The sequence below is a fragment of the Thermosipho affectus genome (assembly GCF_001990485.1).
GTDB lineage: Bacteria > Thermotogota > Thermotogae > Thermotogales > Fervidobacteriaceae > Thermosipho > Thermosipho affectus.
In genome coordinates, this window is sequence record NZ_LBFC01000018.1 from 43,263 (window position 1) to 61,132 (window position 17,870).

Sequence of the window (17,870 nt, forward strand, 5' to 3'; positions counted from 1 at the left end):
GGTATCATATATTTGGAAACGTTCCAAACACGAAAAGAGGTGAATTCATATGAAAAAATCCATAATTTTGGCAATAGGAAATGAACTAGTCGAGGGAATAATACTAGATACAAACTCAAAATATATATCAAGAAAGTTATTAGATTTTGGATACAAAACTATAGCTATAAAAACACTTCCAGATGACATGAAAATATTGGTAGAAGAAATTAAAAGTTCCTTAAAAAAAGCAGATTTATTAATAACAACTGGAGGTTTAGGTCCTACAGAAGATGATCTAACAAGAGAGTCGGTTTCCAAAGCCATTGGAAAAAAACTCGTATTTTCAGATAAAATATACAAAAGCATATTAGAAAAGATAAAAAAATTTCACAGAGAAGTGCCAGAAAATGTAAAAAAACAAGCATGGGTAATAGAAAGTGCAAAGGTAATAGAAAATCCCGTTGGAACAGCACCTGGACAGATAATTGATAATATAATTATTCTTCCAGGTCCTCCTGTTGAAATGAAACCTATTTTTGATAAAGCGTTAAACTACATAGAAAAAGGTGAAAAAATATATCAAAGAAGGGTTAAATTTTTGGGTATTCCAGAGGCCGTATTGGTAGAAAAATACAAAGATATAATATACAAACACGATATCAACGTTGCAACAATGGCAAGTCATATCACAGGTGTGGAATTAAGGTTTACCGGTGAAAGAAAAAAAGTAGATGAAATAGTAAATTTACTTAAGGAAAAATTATCCGATTATATTTACGCATTTGACGACAAAACAATAGAAGAAGTGGTCTTTGAAAAATTGGGAGATAAAACTGTCTCCTTTGCAGAATCTTGTACAGGTGGATTGATTTCCTCAAAATTTGTTAGTCTCCCTGGTGTTTCAAAAGTATTTAAAGGCGCAATTGTAGCATATTCAAATGAAGTAAAGGAAAATGTTTTAAATGTAAGTAAAAATACCATTAAAACTTTTGGAGCTGTAAGTAAAGAATGCGTAACTGAAATGGCAAAAGGGGTATGTAAGATTCTAAATAGCGATTATTCCGTCTCGGTATCTGGTATAGCAGGACCCACAGGTGGTACCAAGGAAAAACCCGTAGGGACTGTTTGGATTTGTGCCTACGATAGACAAAAAGATGTTTATCTTGCAAAAAATTTTCTCTTTAGGGGAAATAGACAAATAATAAGGGAAAAATCTTCACTCTATGCATTAAATCTACTAAGGAGGATTATAGAATGAAAAAGAAAAATATTACCATAAAAGATGTGGCAAAAAAAGCAGGTGTTGGTGTGGGAACTGTTTCGCGGGTTATAAATAACAGTCCGCACGTTAACCCAAGAACTAAAGAACATGTATTAAAAATTATACAGGAAATGGGTTACATGCCAAATCCTCATGCAAGAAGGCTTTCAAGTGGACACACAAAGATAATAACCACTATCTTTCCACAGATGGTTGGTGAATTTCACCAACTTTTGCTTTCTGGAATAGATGAAGTATTTGAAAAAGAAGGATATACTTCCTTTGTATATCCACTTTACAGTGAAAATAGATATAAATTTGTAAGGGAAAGCTCTGATTTTGTGCTTGGTACCGACGGAGTAATAATTGATGCGCTAAATGTTGACAAGCTCTTAAAACAGTATATCCCAAAAAATGTACCCGTTGTTTCGGTGGAATTTGATTCGCAAAAGTACGATTCTGTAATATTGGATAATTTCTACGGTGGAATGATAGCAGGAGACTATCTATCTAATTTTGAAGGTGATTTATTTATAGTAACACACGATAGAAAAACAAAATTAGAAAGTACCGTCTTTGAAGAAAGGGTAAGTGGATTTATCGAATCAATAGAAAGAAAAGGAAGAAAAGTAGCAAAAATATTTAAAATAGATCTCGATTGGCTTGAAGCAATTAAAGTTGCAAAAGCTGTTTTTTCCATTTCAAAAAAACCCCTTATATTTGCAACAACAGATTACTTTGCATTCCCGGTAATAGAATTTGCAAGGATAAAAGGACTTGAACCTAAAGAAGACTTTTTTCTCTGTGGATTTGATAATCTTACTTTATCCAGCATATTAAATATTACCACCATAAAACAACCTATAAAGAAAATGGGAAAAACTGCAGGTGAAATGTTATTAAGAAAAATAAAGGGATATAGCAGAAAAAGACAAACAGTTGCCTTTAAACCTGAATTAATAGAAAGAAATACATAAGGAGGAATATTATGAAAAAAGGTGATTTTATTTGGATATTTACATTTCTTCTAATAATTTTTCTTTTAATCTTTCTCCATGACTATTATATAGCTTTAAATAGATCCCATCCATACTTTATGGGATTTTTAAAGGTATCCATACTTGCAACTATGGGAGAAGTACTATCTTTGAGATTACAAAGAAAAAGATATACAAAACCATACGGATTAATATACAGATTTATTATATGGGGATTTCTAGGTATGTGTTTTGTACTTGTATTTGAATTATTTTCAAGTGGCACGTATATTGTTATGGAAAAAGGACTTCTTCCAGGAAAAAATAAATTCCTTCACGCATTTTTTACCAGCACACTGATGAACCTTATATTTGCTCCAACTTTTATGGCATTTCATAGAATAACCGATACCTACATAGACTTGGGAAAAGGAAGAATAAAAGAAATATTTTCCGTAAAATTTAGTGATGTTATAAATACAATTGACTGGAATAAATTTTTTGGTTTTGTTGTTCTAAAAACTATACCGTTTTTTTGGATTCCAGCCCATACTATTACATTCTTACTACCAGCAGAATACAGGGTATTAACAGCTGCAATGCTCTCTATTGCACTGGGAGTGTTGTTATCCATACGAAAGGGGTAATACTGTGCTTAAATTGAAACCCATGCATTTTACAGATTTTATAGATGCACCTGTTGAAAAGGTATACAAAACGTTTGTAAATGAAAACGGATGGGATCCATGGTTTACAGATGGCATGAAAATGGAATTAAAAGACGGTGGAAAGATATTCTTTAGATGGGAAAGATTAACAGGTGAAGAGGTTATTGATAGGGGATACACTATTGAAATAATTCCAAACAAGTTATGGGAATTCTGGTGGTATGAATACGAAGACGGATTTAGATCAAAAGTTACTATAAAGTTTCAAAAGAACTTAGACGGTGGAACTTGGATAAGTATAACGGATAATACCATTGTTAAAAGCATGGAAGAAATAGACATTAGATACGGTTGTGCATTTGGATGGGGACAGATGCTCATACTCGCAAAGGCATATATAGAACAAAATATAATACTACTTCGGTAAGTATTTTGGAAAGTTTATATACTACATATAGTTCTTTGGAAAGATTTATACACTATATATTGATTTCTAACCACATGGTAAGAAATTTACTTTCCAATTTGTAGAATTTCTTACCACTAAAAAATCACGAACAATCGTCTTTTATCGTATATAATAAGAAAAACAAAAACTTACCACCAAAAACCTTATTTTATAAGTATTTATCTTCTTCTTACCAAAGACTGGTAACTTACCATTTAGAAAATTGGAAAGTTACAAATTAAGAAATAGCAACAATTTACAAGCCTTTTTTCAAAATAACTTTCCAATTTTCACCCTCTATATTATTATTATTAATAAGAAAATATAAAGAAAGGATGAAAAAATGTTTGAAAAAGAACTTGATGAAGAACAATATGAAGCGGTAACAAAATCACAAGGGAAAACATTAGTAATAGCAGGACCTGGCAGTGGTAAAACAAGGGTAATTACATACAAAATAGCATACCTTATAAACTCCGGTGTAAAACCACAGGAGATAATGCTTGTTACATTTACAAAAGCAGCTGCAAAAGAAATGCTACAAAGGGCTAAAATAGTTTCAAAATCAAATCTAGAAGGTATTACGGCAGGTACGTTCCATCATGTATGTAACCTATTTCTTAGAAGATATGGAAGTACAATTGGACTAAAACCAAACTTTACCATCCTAGATAGTGAGGATGCAAAAGATTTAATGGAAAGCATTAGAAGTCAATTAATACCAAAGTCTGAAAGAAAAACAGTACCAACTGCAAAGCAACTGCTCTCAATATATTCATATATGAACAATACACTTTCATCGCTAAAAGAAGCAATAACAAGATACAATCCAAGATTTCTAGAACAAGAACATACAATAGAACAAATATTAATAAAATACCAACAAGAAAAACAAGCTCAAAATTCTGTAGATTATGATGACCTTTTAATCCATACACTCCACATACTTTCAACAAGCAAAAGCATCAGATTAAGAGAATCGGAAAGATACAAGTGGATACTCGTTGATGAATTTCAAGACACCAATATAGTACAATTTAAAATAGTAGAACTACTATCAACTGTACATAAGAACCTAATAGTTGTTGGAGACGATGCACAAAGCATTTATTCATTTAGAGGTGCAAGGTTTGAAAATGTACTCGATTTTCAAAAAGAAGCAGAAACATTCAAAATCCAAACAAATTACAGAAGTTCACAAGAAATAGTCAATTTTATAAACGAAATGCTCCCAAAAAAATCTATAAAGAAAACATTATGCGCAAAAAGAAGTACAGGTATAAAACCATTTTTAGTACAAGTATTTGACCATTACGATGAAGCAGATTTTGTAGCAAATGAAATTGTAAACTTTCAACATAACGGAATATCCTTAAATGACATTGCAGTGCTATACAGAGCACACGCACATTCCCTTGAACTTCAACTTGAACTTTCAAAACATAACATTCCTTTTAAGTTATACTCTGGTTTACGATTTACCGAAACAGCACATGTAAAAGATTGCATGGCATTTCTAAAGACCACGGTAAATCCTGAAGAAAAGATTTCATGGATACGGCTCCTAAAACTTGTAAATGGCATAGGAAATATAAAGGCAAACAACTATGCAGAAGAAATTTCAAAAATAGGATATAGCGCATTAGACAAAATAAAGGAAAAAAGTTCCGATTTTAAAAAACTAAGGGAAACTATTAAAAATACACTAACTGTGGAAAATCCAGGTGAAAGAATAAAGATATTTTACATAGACTTTTATCACAAAAAAATGGAGGAAAAATTTGAAGATTACAAAGATAGAAGAGAGGATATAGAGCGCCTTATAGAAATGGCATCATTTTACAAAAACACCGAAAACTTTATCGGTGATATATTAATAAGTGAAAGCTATGAAATGAGAAATGAAGACAACGAAAAAGAAAAGGTAACACTTACTACTATCCACCAGGCAAAAGGGCTTGAATGGAAAGTAGTTTTTATTTTAAGTGTTAACCCCGGTGATTTTCCACATATAATGAGTCTACGCGAAAATAACATAGATGAAGAAGAAAGGTTATTTTATGTTGCAATAACACGTGCAAAAGATTATCTATACATAATCCACAGTATAGGTGGTTCATCTAGAATATTCTACGGAAATGATTATCTAATAAGACGTGGAAAGAGCTTTATAGACGAGATACCCTTTCACCTTGTTGAACACCTTGAATATGGAGTTGAAAAATGATATACATAGGAACAAGTGGTTTTCAATTTGATGATTGGATAGGTACAGTATATCCAAAAGACATTAAAAAGGCACAGATGTTAAATTATTACGTTGGAAAGTACACATTTAATACAGTTGAATTAAACTACACGTATTATAGAATGCCAAAATACAAAGGTATTGTATCTCTTTTAAGAAAAACTCCAAGAAATTTTGTATTTTCAATAAAACTACACGGTGGAATAACACACGAAAAAAGTTTAGAACTTGTGGATAAATTCTTGCAAGAAACATGTGAAATGGAAAACGAAAATAGATTGATAGGTTATCTTGCACAATTTCCGTTTTCATTTAAAAAAACTCCAGAAAGTGAAAGATATTTGTATAAACTTTCAAAAAAGATAAAAAATTTGTTTGTTGAGTTTAGACATATATCTTGGTTAGATTTTAAAACAAAAGACTTTGAAATAATAACAATTGATCAACCACAGTTAAAGGATTTCTATCCATTTAAGATAAATGCAAATGAGAAATTATACGTTAGACTCCATGGAAGAAATAAAAAGTGGTTTGAAGGAGATGTTAAAACAAGGTATAATTACAATTACAAAAGAAAAGAACTTTTGGAAATTTATGAAAAAATAAAGGATTTTGAAGGGGAAAAGTATATTTACTTTAATAACTGCTATCGTGGATACGCACTTTTAAATGCAGTGGAATTTAGGGAAATAATTGGTGGTGGAAAACTTGAAATTTTTTGAACACAAAGAAAAAGACAATAGTCAAATTAGTTGGGAAGGTGAAAAAAAGTTTATAGATGCCCTAAAAAGGGGAGAAGAATGGGCATATAGAAGGTTGTACAGAGAATATGCGCCAAAGATCGGTTCATTTGCCAAAACGTATTTTGGAACAGATGATGTAGATGACATAGTACAGGAAGTTATGTTAAGGATATTTAAAGGAATAAAGAAATTTAAGGGAAACTCTTCACTTTCTACTTGGATATATAAAATAACGTTAAATGTGTGCAACACGTATTACGAAAAATTCAAAAAGAAAAGTGAGAAAGTTTTTAGTGTGGAAAACGATGAAGAAGATATAGAAACAGATATTCCGGATAAAGAAAAAGATGTGCAAAAAGAAGTGGAATCGGAATTATTATACGAAAAAATCAATAAAGTGCTAGAAAAGCTCCCGGAAAATGAGAGAATATTAATAAAACTTAGGGATATAGATGAAATGTCTTACCTTGAAATAGCGGATATCCTAAGCATACCTGAAGGCACTGTAAAGAGCAGACTTCACAATGCCAGGAAAAAATTTAAAAATCTTCTTAAGGAGGAAGGTATAGTATGACCGAGGAAAGATACGGAAAAGTTATAGAACTATTAAAACAAACCACTTGCTATAGACCGGGAGATATTTTGGAAGAAAAGGTAATTAATAATATCAAAAAAAAGAAGAGATTTTCTACGTTGTACAAATCGATAATTTTGATAGCGGGAATTAGTATAATCTCGTTAATTTACGTGGGAATTGACAAACCCAAAAATGAGGTTTTTACGCAAAAAAACACCGCACCTGTTATGGAGGAATTTGAACCAATTTATGATATAACATTGGTAAGCGATGGATTTTGAGAGGTGAAATAGTGAAAAGATTTTTTCTTTTTTTCTCGATATTTATTTCTGTATACATTTTCCCACAATCTTATCATGCATTTAGATTGATATTTGAATACTACAAAGATCAACTTCAAATGGTAAGGTATGAGGAAGTTTTCTGCAAAGATGGTAACAAAATAGTTTTTGTAAAAGTTCCAAAAAAGATAACGTGGGTAAAGTTAAATGGAAAATTTTACATTGGAACTGAAAAGTTAAAACTTTCACCACCTATAAATGACTTGGAGGATGTGTTTTATAAGTATCTTGATACACATAAACTTTCAAGGGATTTTAATGGAGAAATTACAATTGCAGAAAAATTGTTTACAATAAAAGCAGTAAAAACAAATGGAATGCTTACGAAAATTGTTAGAAAATTTAGTAATATTTTAACTGAGATGCACTTTATTTATCTTCCAACTACAAAGACATTTGAGGATATTTTATCTTCTTTAAAATTATCTGATGAAAGTGATTTACCTTATAAAATATACAGTATTTTAAATAAATTTTTGTGGTTTACACCAAAGATTTCAAAAGATAACCTTGAGATTTACGCAATAGATAAAAATGGTGAAGAAGTTATCCTTGAAATCTCGAAGAAATACGGGGAATTTAAGATAGATTCATTTTATTTAACTATAAAAAAATCAAGTAAAGAGACAAGAGAGGAAATAAAAAATGAAATCAGCCGTGTTAATTGATGGATATGTGGATGAACCTGCTGTTTTAGGAGTTCCACCATATATAAGCACATACGCCCGCTATATAGCGGGCACTTTGTTGCTAAAAGGCTTTGAAGTAACATATACTACTATAGACCAAATAAGAGAAAAAGATAATTGGCAAATTTTCAACGATTACGATGTTATGGTTATTTTATCCTCCGTTACAGTTCCTGGAAAGTACATCGGTGGAACACCAATAACGATAGATGAAATCGAAAAGCTATTTGAGCTAAACAAAAAGCCTTTTAGAATTTTAACAGGTGCAATTGTGAAATTTTTAAAAAGTACAAAAGCAGATGATGTAGCTGAAGATTTTTTAAAGTATGCATTTGAAAATGTAAGCTACGAAATAATTAGGAAAGTTTCTATAGAAGGTGCACAGATTGTAAAACAACATCCGAGATATCCAGACGTTATCTGTGAAATTGAAGTTTCATTGGGATGTGAAAGAAAAACGTATTGTACTTTTTGCAGTGAGCCAATTTTACACCCAATTTTTTCATCAAGACCTGTAAAAGATATAGTAGATGAAGTCGAAGCCCTTTATAAGTGCGGAGTAAGGGCTTTTAGACTAGGAAGAAGTGCAAATATACTTGCATACGGATTTGACAAAAATTCATCAAAAATTAATATTTCATTAATAAATGAGTTGTACAATGGAATTAGAGATGTAGCGCCTGAGTTGGAAGTATTGCATACAGACAATGCAAACCCGGGATTTATAGCAAAATATTATCCAGAAAGTGCCAGGGCAATAGAAATAATCGTAAATTACAACACACCAGGTGATATTTTTTCGTTTGGAATTGAAAGTTTTGACGAAAATGTAAGAAAGAAGAATAATATCCAAGGAAGTGTAGATGATATAGATTTTGCAATAAGACTTGTAAACGAGGTTGGTGGAAAAAGGGTGGAAGGCGTACCAAAGCTTTTGCCAGGATTAAATTTTATATTTGGTTTATACGGTGAAACAAAAAAGTCCTATGAGATATTGTACAAAAAATTAAAAGAATACTTAAATGATAATGTATTGATAAGAAGGATAAATTTAAGGCAGCTTTATTTGGTACCAAATACGCCTATGTGGTATTTGAGCAAGAGAAAACATCTTAAGGTAAATAAAAAGTTATTTAACCACTATAAATATCTAATTAGAAGAGAAATAGATGCCCCTATGCTAAGAAAAGTATTTCCAAAAGGAACTATCATTCGAAATGTAATTTCTGAATTTAGAGAGGGAAATATAACGTTTGCAAGACCTCTTGGCACTTACCCTATTCTAATAGGTGTTATAGGAATTTTCGAAGGAAAATCAGATGTTTATGTGGTGGATCATGGAAGAAGGTCCATTACGGCAATTGAAATGGAAAGAAAAGTAGGCGATTACTCAATTAATGAGCTTACAAAAATTCCGGGTATAGGAAAATCAACTGCACAAATGTTAAAAGAAAAATTTTTCAACCAGCCTTTATGGAAAGTATTGGAGGGACAAGTTGATTAAATCGTATTTTGACCTTTTGACATCTAAAATTTTACTGGAAACAACTGTGGAAGTTTTAAAAGATGAAAGTGTAGATAAGTTTTTCCATAAGTTAGCGGATAAATCATTACCCATTTTAAAATTTGACGCATGGTCTGTTTTGGAAGTGGAGGATAAAGAAAGGGTAAAGTTTGTTGCTGTATCTGATTTTTACCAAAGGTTTGATGTTGAAAAAATTGAAAAAAAACTTTCTTTTCAAGATTTTGCATTGTATAATGTAGTTTTAAATACCAAGAGGTGGAAATATATAAAAGACGTTTCAAAGACAAGGGCTTGGGTACCAAATAATAGAATTTCTTCTTGGATAGGGATTCCATTGCTTTTTGATTCTAAAGTATATGGTGTTTTAAGTTTAGATTATTTTAAGATAAAAAGACTTGGACTAAAAGAAAAGCTATTTTTGGATAATTTTCAAAGAAATTTTTCCCAAATTGCATCTGATTTTAGACAGCTTAAGGAACTATTCTATCAAAAGTATATTGATCAACTTACAAGTTTAAAAAACAGGCATTTTATAGAAGAATTTTTCGAAAGTAATAAAGAAAGGGTTGGATTAATTTTTTGTGATTTAAATAAATTTAAATCTATAAACGATACATATGGACATAGATTTGGCGATGAAGTTATAAAGGTCGTGGCAAAGAGATTAAAAAATGTATTAAAATCCACTGATCAAGTGGTAAGATACGGAGGAGATGAATTTATAATCATAACAAAAAATGTGGATAAAATACATGTAATAATAAATAGGATTAAGAATATAATTAAAAAATATGATATAATTATCGATGGGAAGAAAGTGAATTTGGGAATTTCTTGTGGATATGCAATCTTTCCAGATGATGGAACGGATCTTTGGGAAATACTACATATTGCTGATCTTAGAATGTATGAAGAAAAAAAAAAGGAGTAAAAGATGAAGATTCTTTTTAATACGATAAATCTAGTTCCAAATTTTGGTGTACATTCTCTTCAAGTAGCCTTTCTATCATCTGAGATTTCAAAATTGCTTTCCCTTGATTATAAAAAGGCATTTATAACAGGATATATACATGATATTGGAGTTTTAATTCCCCATGAAGGTTTTGTTTTGGATGATATCAACTCATCATATCTTTTACTCCATGATGTATCAAGTCTTAATGAGCTTACAAGAATGCATACTATAATAGGAAGTTTTATAATAAGCCAGATAAATTCACTAAAAGAATATTCGGATATCATCCTAAAGCACCATGCTGTTCCAAAGTTTTTGGATGAAAAATTTAAAGATGATATCTATGCGAATGTTATTTCAATATCTGAAGAAATATCAAAGTACCATTTTATTAACGATGATGTGGATTACGACGATCTCTTTTTTCCAATTTTATCCATAAAAAATAGATTTTTTAAAGAAGTTTTTGATGCAGCTTTAGAATGCATAAAAAAAGAGTACGTGATGTGGATATTGGATGATATAAAACGTAATATATTAAAGGAAAAGCTAATCCAAGAATTTATAGATATAAGAAAAGACCAAGATTTCTTAGTTGAGTTGGGGATTTTAATTTCATTTATAGTAGATGTAAAGAGCAAATTTACAAAAGATCACTCATGGAGAGTTGCAACGGTAGCACGTGAAATGGCAAGTGTAGCTTCATTGGATAAAGACTCCATGTTTTTAGCGGGATTGTACCATGATATTGGAAAGATAACAACGCCTATAAGTATTTTAGAAAAAAAAGGAAAGTTAACGGAAAGCGAGATAAAGATAATGAAAAAACACGTGTATTATTCTATGATTATCCTACACGATTATTTGAATGAAAGTTGGTATTTACCCGCTGTAAGACATCAGGAGAGGTGTGATGGAACGGGATATCCGCTTAGATTAATTTCTGATAATATGGAATTTGAAGATAAAATACTTCAGGTAGCAGATTATTTTTCTGCATTGCTTGAAGATAGGCCATATAGGGAAGGTTTTAGTGCTGAAAAGGCTTTTGAAATAACCTATGAGACGGCAAAAAAAGGTACATTGTCTGTTGAAGCTGTGGATGTTTTAAACGAAGTGTTGAAAAAAGATATGGATTTTAAAAATATTCCATATATTTCAGATGTGCAAAAAAACATTGATCAGTTTATAAATGGTATAACCATTTAAGGGGGGAGTGTGTGAAGTTTTTGGTAATTTCCGATTTACATATTCCCACTAGAAATAGGGAAATACACCCAAAGATTGTTGAGCTTTCTAGAAGCTGTGATGGTATTTTTGCATTGGGTGATTTTGTTGATTTAAATACAGTTTTGTATTTGCAATCTTTAAATAGAAATTTTTACGCAGTGTTTGGCAACATGGATGATTATGACGTAAAAGATTATCTTCCCGCACAAAGAGTGGTAAAGATAGGAAGATATGTTATTGGGCTTACACATGGAAGCGGTTCACATATAAGGATTCCAGAAAGAATAGTAAATTGGTTTGATGACGATGTGGATGTAATATTATTTGGACACAGCCATGTACCTGAAGATAGAATTTTTCGTGGAAAGCGTTTCATAAATCCCGGGACAGCAATGGAAACATACGGTATAATGGAGATTAATGAGAAGTTAAAATTTGAAGTATTTAAGGAGGATTAAGGATGATTGGTTATGAAATTTATATCCGCTCTTTTTACGATTACAACAGCGATGGTATTGGAGATTTCAAAGGACTTTCACAAAAGATATCTTATTTAAAGGATTTAGGTGTAGACCTTGTTTGGATAATGCCGCATTTTAGAGCACCAAGTTATCATGGATATGATATAATTAATTTTTTTGATACAAATATTTCGTATGGAACACTAGAAGAATTCAAAAAAATGGTAGATGTTTTACATGAAAATGGTATAAGAGTTGTCATTGATTTACCTTTAAATCACGTTTCTTCAAGGCATCCTTGGTTTAAAGCAGCACTTGAAGATGATCCAAAATACAAAAATTATTTTCTTTGGGCAGATGAAGATGTAGATTTAAACGAAAAAAGGCCTTGGGATAATGAGGTGATTTGGCATCCATATAAAGGAAAGTGGTATTATGGAGTATTTGGGGGAGCATCACCCGATTTAAACTATGAAAATGAAGAAGTTGTAGAAGAGGCGCTAAAAATTGTGGAGTTTTGGTTGAAAGTGGGGGTAGATGGTTTTAGATTTGATGCGGCAAAGCATATTTACGATTATGATACTGTAAACAAGAGATTTCACTACAATCATGAAAAAAATATTGCTTTTTGGAAGAAAATAATGGATAAAGCAAGGGGAATAAAAAGTGATGTATTTGCCGTAACTGAAGTATGGGATTCTCCGGAAATAGTTATGGAATATGCAAAGACAATAGGATGTTCATTTAATTTTTACTTTACAGAGGCCCTAAAGGAATCTATGACAAATGGAAATACACATAAAATATGGGATTGTTTTTCAAGGACTTTAATGGATAATAGAGGGTTGTATATCCCTTCAAATTTTTCCGGAAATCACGATATGACACGACTTGCATCTGTTGTAAAATCAGAAGAACAAAGAAAGGTTTTCTTTGCAATGCTTTTAACGACACCTGGTATACCATTTATTTACTATGGTGATGAATTGGGAATGAAAGGCGTTTTTGATCCATACTTTACCGAAAACGTAATAGAACCTATGCCTTGGTATGCTTCACTTTCAGGTGAAGGACAAACTTTATGGAAATCTATAGGTTTTAATTATGCATTTACAGGTGTTTCCGTTGAGGAGCAATCAAAGAGAGAAGATAGTTTACTTAACACCGTAAAACAATGGATAAGGTTTAGAAAAGAAAACACTTGGATGGTAAATTCGTGGATAGTGGATTTAAAAACAAGTGAGTTTGTTGTAGCGTATACCATTACAAATGGAGAAAAGTCCTTTAGAATATATCACAATATAGCAGGGCACGAAGAGCATTTTGAGGGAATTCACCTAAAACCATTTGAATCGAAGGTGCTTTAATGGCAAAGATAAAGAAACTTGACAAAAATGTAATTTCAAAAATAGCAGCGGGAGAAGTTGTGGCAGGACCCTTTTCAGTTGTAAAAGAACTCGTGGAAAATGCATTAGATGCCGATGCAAAAAAAATAGAAGTAGAACTCCAAAACGGTGGAAAAAGTTATATAAAAGTAAAAGACAATGGAGAAGGTATGTCAAAAGATGACCTTCTCCTTTCTGTTGAAGAACACACAACTAGCAAAATAAAAGATTTTGAAGATATATACACTTTGTATTCATTTGGATTCAGAGGTGAGGCGCTATCTTCTATATCAAAGGTAAGTAGAGTTGTAATTACTTCAAATAATGGAAAGGAATCTCATAGACTTGAAGTTATAGGAGGGAAAATAAAGAAGATAGAGGAATTTCCCACTATTGAGCGAGGAACAACTGTTGAGGTTCTTGATTTGTTTTTTAATGTACCTGCAAGGAGAAAATTTTTAAAATCCGCAGCTGTTGAAAAAAGGCGTGTTATAGAATTTGTGGAAAAGTTTTTGCTGAGCAATCCTGAAGTTTCCTTTACTCTAAAGTCCGATGGTGATGTTTTGTACAATGCAGAATCTTCCAGTTTGGAAGAAAGATTTAAGTTGATATTTCCAGAGGTAAGAGAATTTACAAATATTAACGGGAAATTTGTAAATGGTATTATCTCATCTCCCAACTATTACAGAAAAAATCGTACAGGACAAATCTTTTTTGTACAAAAAAGATATGTAGTAGATAAAATGCTTTATTATGTATTTGAAAATGGATATGGAGAATCCTTGGTAAATCACCCATATGGTGTGTTGTTTATAGATTTACCACCAAAGTATGTAGATGTAAACGTACACCCACAAAAACTTGAGGTAAAGTTTTCAGATCCCAACGCGATTTATTCGGATATAATAAGAACTGTTAGGAATGCACTGAAAAAATTTATATCAAAGAAAATATTTGTAAGTGATAAAAAATTTGAAGTTAAAGAAAGGCATCTTAACTACATTAATAGGCAAAAGGTAGAAAATGAAATTCCAAAAAATCAAATTTTTCAGACTTTGTTTGATATAGAGAGAAGGAATTTGGAAGTAAAAAGAGATGTTATTATTTTAAGGAAAAGATATGTCTTGTTTGAATCTGAAGATGGTATCTATATAATGGATTTTCACGCAGCGCATGAGAGAATATTGTATGAAGATATATTAAAAAAGTTAAATGAAAAAGTAGATGTGTTGGATTTAATGATACCTATTGAAGTAAAATTTGGAAAGAGTTTTTTAAGTATTGCAAGCGAGAGGAAAAATGATTTTGAAAAGTTTGGATTTGATATAAAAATAGAAGATGATAGTATAAAGATCCTTTCTGTTCCGTCGTTTATTAAACCTTCAAATGTTGAAGAAGTATTAAGGGAAATATTGGATGAATTTAGATTACCTGGGGATAGTCCCAAAAATATGAAACACATTATTGCAGACAAAGCGTGTAAGAGTGCGGTAAAAACAGGATATGATATTACTGAAAGTGAGGCAAAAAAACTAGTTGAGGAAGTTTTAAAAAGGGGACTGACTACTTGTCCCCATGGAAGACCTCTTTTTTTAAAATTAACTTTTCACGAACTTGATAGTTATTTTGAGAGGATTTAGCTTCTCCCATATCAAAAGTTTTACCAAGTGCAAGTACTACTCCTAATTCAATGGGAAGTCCTTTTTTGACTATTTTTTCAACCACTGTTTTTATGTTGTACTCTACAAACTTAAATTTGTAACTTACCACTCCATTTTCTATTTCCAAAATTAAGTACGTAGCACCTGGTTTTCCATCCTTTGTTCTTCCCACACTTCCCGGGTTTAAAATAATTTTTCCACAAAGATATTTTGCCATTGTAATATGTGTATGACCTGTGATTATTATATCCTCATTTGTAGATTGTGTAATTAGCTTTAGCCTTTCTTGGGAAATATCTGGTTTTACGTATTCTAAAAGATAATTTAGCGGACTTCCGTGTACTAGCAAAATTTTTACATTTTCTACTTCTAAAGAAAGCTTCTGTGGAAGGTTTTTCAAAAATTCTTTATTTTTGTCACTGGTATTCCTTATTGTCCATGAAAGAGATATATCACCTATTTCTGTCTCTCTGCCAGGATTATATGAACAACCACAACTGTTTTTTTCATTTCCCACTGCATCGTCGTAATTTCCCATAACAGAGATAATACCTTTTTCCTTAATTAGTTCAACTACCTCGTTTGGATTTGGACCGTATCCTACTAAATCTCCTAAACAATATATTTGATCAACTTTTTCATTTTCGATATCAAATAGTACACTTTTAAGTGCTTCAAGATTTGAATGGATATCTGATATGAATGCAATTTTTTTCAAAAACTCACTCCTTTTTTTGGGATATTAATTATATTGTATCATTTGTTTTTATTCTTTTATCCATTTTTCCACTTTTTCCGTATCTATGGTTGCAAGTGCTATGTAATTATCTGCTCCTCCGTAATAAATGTAATATTTATCTTTGTATCTTACCATTGCATCTGAAAAGACAACGTTTGGAACTCCTCCAAAAATCTCCCATTCTTCTTTGGGTTCTAAAATAGGTTCTTGTGATCTTTTAATTATTTTAGTTGGATCATTTAAGTCAAGAAGCATAAATCCCAATCTGTATATATTTCGTGGAGCTTTTTGTACGCCGTGGTACAAAAGAAGCCAGCCATATTCGGTCTTAATTGGAGGTGCACCTGCACCAATCTTAAGGTTATCCCAGTAATTTTTTCTTGGAGATGCTATTTTCACGTAATTTTCCCAATGAATTAAGTCATCTGAAAATGCAAGATAAATATCGGGTTCGATCCTGTGAATAAGTACATATTTTCCGTTTATTTTTTCTGGAAAAAGGGTGGCATCTTTGTTGGGACTTTCAGGGAGTATTGTTCCAAATCTTTCATACGTTATGAAATTTTTTGTTCTTGCCATTGCAACTTTAATACCCGTTGGAGAATATGCAGTGTAATTTATATAGTAGTATCCTTCTAAGAAAGTAATCCTTGGATCTTCAACTCCGTATAATTCTTCTTGTGTTGATGGACCAAATACGTATTTTTCAAGTCTATTCCAGTGTATACCGTCTGTGCTAACGGCATAACCTAATCTTGATACCATATCTTCTCCTTGTGCTCTATAGAGCATATGGAATAATTCTCCATCGAACACTACTGCGGGATTAAAAACAAATCTACTTTCCCATATATGATTTGGATTGGGACCAAATAAAGGATTTTTTGGATGTCTTTCAAGTTTTAATTTCACATATTTCGCCCCTTTCTATATAGAACTTTTTCTCTTGATAAATTTAGTAAATAAAGATATCATAACAGGATGAGTATCATGACCAATAAGAAGTTCATACATTCTCTTTGCGGTTAAAGATCCCATCTCATCTTTGAAAACCTTTAAAGTAGTTAAAGGTGGTTCAAACTCTTTTGCACTGAGTATATCGTCAAAACCTATTATTGATACATCTTCTGGTATTTTAAAATTCCTTTTTTTTAATTCTCTAATCACTCTCATTGCGGTGATATCATTTGAAGCAAAAATAGCTTCTGGAATACCGTCTTTTTTTATCATAAATTCTATTACATCTTCCATGTTATCTTTCACATCATCGTATTCATAATACTTTGGAAGTAGATTTGCTTGATGCATAGCCGTGGTATATCCTTCGAATCTTCCCTTAAAACCGTATGAATTCAATGGGCCGTGTATGTGAAATATTCTTCTAAATCCTTTCTTTATTAAATAATTAGTTGCATAATATGCCCCATCGTATCCATTTGTGACAATACAGTTAACCTTTTCTCCTGGAATGTAATGGTCCAGAAGCAAAAAAGGCTTTTTGATATCTTTGTAGTATTTTACCGTTTCTTTCGTAGTATCACCACCTACAAGTATATATCCATCACACTCTATAGGAGTAAGTAATTTTGTTTTGCAAAATTCAATGCCATATTCTTCCCCTATTTTTTCTAAAAATGTTAAAATAACAGAATAAAATTCTGGAGATATATTTTCCTTTTCCATTTTTATCAATCTGTCACTTTCACAAATTCCCACTTTAAACTTTTTTTTATGCCTTGCAAGTGCAGAAGCAAGAATCTTTGGTTTGTAATTTAATTCTTCAATTGCTTTCCAAACTTTCATTTTGGTTTTTTCTGAGACATTTTCTAAATTATTTAACACACGTGATACGGTTGCAATAGAAACCCCAGCTTTTCTTGCAACATCGTCTATTGTTATCACGAAAAATCCTCCTTTTTTGTAAGCGGTTTTCTATAGTGTATTAAATAGCTTAACACTTTAAGAGATATTTTCAAAATT

General features: G+C 31.5%; 18 protein-coding genes. 15 read left to right on the forward strand and 3 right to left on the reverse strand.

Features of this window, described 5'->3' with window-relative positions:
* Positions 1-49: 49 nt before the first annotated feature.
* From XJ44_RS04550 to mutL, 15 genes are all read left to right on the forward strand, one after another.
* The gene (locus XJ44_RS04550; protein ID WP_077198213.1) at positions 50-1,240 is read left to right on the forward strand and encodes a competence/damage-inducible protein A; all 1,191 of its coding nucleotides are present in this window, start codon (positions 50-52) and stop codon (positions 1,238-1,240) included.
* Positions 1,237-2,220, forward strand: coding sequence for a LacI family DNA-binding transcriptional regulator (locus XJ44_RS04555; protein WP_075665829.1), 984 nt, complete (start codon positions 1,237-1,239; stop codon positions 2,218-2,220). Before XJ44_RS04550 ends, XJ44_RS04555 begins: the two co-directional genes overlap by 4 nt.
* Before the next feature lie 11 nt (positions 2,221-2,231).
* Positions 2,232-2,867, forward strand: a complete 636-nt coding sequence (locus XJ44_RS04560) for a hypothetical protein (protein ID WP_075665830.1) — start codon at positions 2,232-2,234, stop codon at positions 2,865-2,867.
* Positions 2,868-2,871: 4 nt separating this feature from the next.
* Positions 2,872-3,315: an SRPBCC family protein gene (locus XJ44_RS04565; RefSeq protein ID WP_075665831.1), complete on the forward strand. Its 444-nt coding sequence runs from the start codon at positions 2,872-2,874 to the stop codon at positions 3,313-3,315.
* Positions 3,316-3,679: 364 nt separating this feature from the next.
* Positions 3,680-5,563 carry an ATP-dependent helicase gene (locus XJ44_RS04570; RefSeq protein ID WP_075665832.1) on the forward strand — a complete coding sequence of 628 codons (1,884 nt, stop codon included), beginning with the start codon at positions 3,680-3,682 and terminating at the stop codon, positions 5,561-5,563.
* A complete protein-coding gene (locus XJ44_RS04575) occupies positions 5,560-6,306 on the forward strand; it encodes a DUF72 domain-containing protein (protein WP_077198214.1) in 747 nt (248 codons plus the stop codon). Before XJ44_RS04570 ends, XJ44_RS04575 begins: the two co-directional genes overlap by 4 nt.
* Positions 6,293-6,901, forward strand: a complete 609-nt coding sequence (locus tag XJ44_RS04580) for an RNA polymerase sigma factor (protein WP_075665834.1) — start codon at positions 6,293-6,295, stop codon at positions 6,899-6,901. Before XJ44_RS04575 ends, XJ44_RS04580 begins: the two co-directional genes overlap by 14 nt.
* Entirely contained in the window at positions 6,898-7,185 is a 288-nt protein-coding gene (locus XJ44_RS04585; RefSeq protein ID WP_075665835.1) for a hypothetical protein, read from the forward strand. The genes XJ44_RS04580 and XJ44_RS04585 overlap by 4 nt, the downstream gene beginning before the upstream one ends.
* An 11-nt stretch (positions 7,186-7,196) precedes the next feature.
* Positions 7,197-7,913, forward strand: a complete 717-nt coding sequence (locus XJ44_RS04590; protein ID WP_077198215.1) for a hypothetical protein — start codon at positions 7,197-7,199, stop codon at positions 7,911-7,913.
* Complete coding sequence (locus XJ44_RS04595; protein WP_077198216.1) at positions 7,891-9,438, forward strand: radical SAM protein; 1,548 nt, start codon at positions 7,891-7,893, stop codon at positions 9,436-9,438. The genes XJ44_RS04590 and XJ44_RS04595 overlap by 23 nt, the downstream gene beginning before the upstream one ends.
* A complete protein-coding gene (locus XJ44_RS04600; RefSeq protein WP_233119514.1) occupies positions 9,431-10,390 on the forward strand; it encodes a sensor domain-containing diguanylate cyclase in 960 nt (319 codons plus the stop codon). The genes XJ44_RS04595 and XJ44_RS04600 overlap by 8 nt, the downstream gene beginning before the upstream one ends.
* Before the next feature lie 3 nt (positions 10,391-10,393).
* Positions 10,394-11,623 (forward strand): HD-GYP domain-containing protein, encoded by a 1,230-nt coding sequence (locus tag XJ44_RS04605; protein ID WP_077198217.1) that lies wholly within the window; start codon positions 10,394-10,396, stop codon positions 11,621-11,623.
* Positions 11,624-11,634: 11 nt separating this feature from the next.
* Positions 11,635-12,102 (forward strand): metallophosphoesterase family protein, encoded by a 468-nt coding sequence (locus tag XJ44_RS04610; protein WP_077198218.1) that lies wholly within the window; start codon positions 11,635-11,637, stop codon positions 12,100-12,102.
* Positions 12,103-12,104: 2 nt separating this feature from the next.
* Positions 12,105-13,472 (forward strand): alpha-amylase family glycosyl hydrolase, encoded by a 1,368-nt coding sequence (locus XJ44_RS04615; RefSeq protein WP_077198219.1) that lies wholly within the window; start codon positions 12,105-12,107, stop codon positions 13,470-13,472.
* Positions 13,472-15,130, forward strand: a complete 1,659-nt coding sequence (gene mutL / locus XJ44_RS04620) for a DNA mismatch repair endonuclease MutL (RefSeq protein WP_077198220.1) — start codon at positions 13,472-13,474, stop codon at positions 15,128-15,130. Before XJ44_RS04615 ends, mutL begins: the two co-directional genes overlap by 1 nt.
* Here the strand turns inward: mutL and XJ44_RS04625 are convergent.
* The 3 genes from XJ44_RS04625 to XJ44_RS04635 are packed head-to-tail and all read right to left on the reverse strand — an operon-like array spanning position 15,054 to position 17,792.
* Complete coding sequence (locus XJ44_RS04625) at positions 15,054-15,869, reverse strand: metallophosphoesterase family protein (RefSeq protein WP_077198221.1); 816 nt, start codon at positions 15,867-15,869, stop codon at positions 15,054-15,056. The genes mutL and XJ44_RS04625 overlap by 77 nt on opposite strands.
* A 48-nt stretch (positions 15,870-15,917) precedes the next feature.
* Complete coding sequence (locus XJ44_RS04630; RefSeq protein WP_077198222.1) at positions 15,918-16,802, reverse strand: glycoside hydrolase family 130 protein; 885 nt, start codon at positions 16,800-16,802, stop codon at positions 15,918-15,920.
* Positions 16,803-16,817: 15 nt separating this feature from the next.
* The gene (locus XJ44_RS04635; protein ID WP_077198223.1) at positions 16,818-17,792 is read right to left on the reverse strand and encodes a LacI family DNA-binding transcriptional regulator; all 975 of its coding nucleotides are present in this window, start codon (positions 17,790-17,792) and stop codon (positions 16,818-16,820) included.
* Positions 17,793-17,870 lie beyond the last annotated feature (78 nt).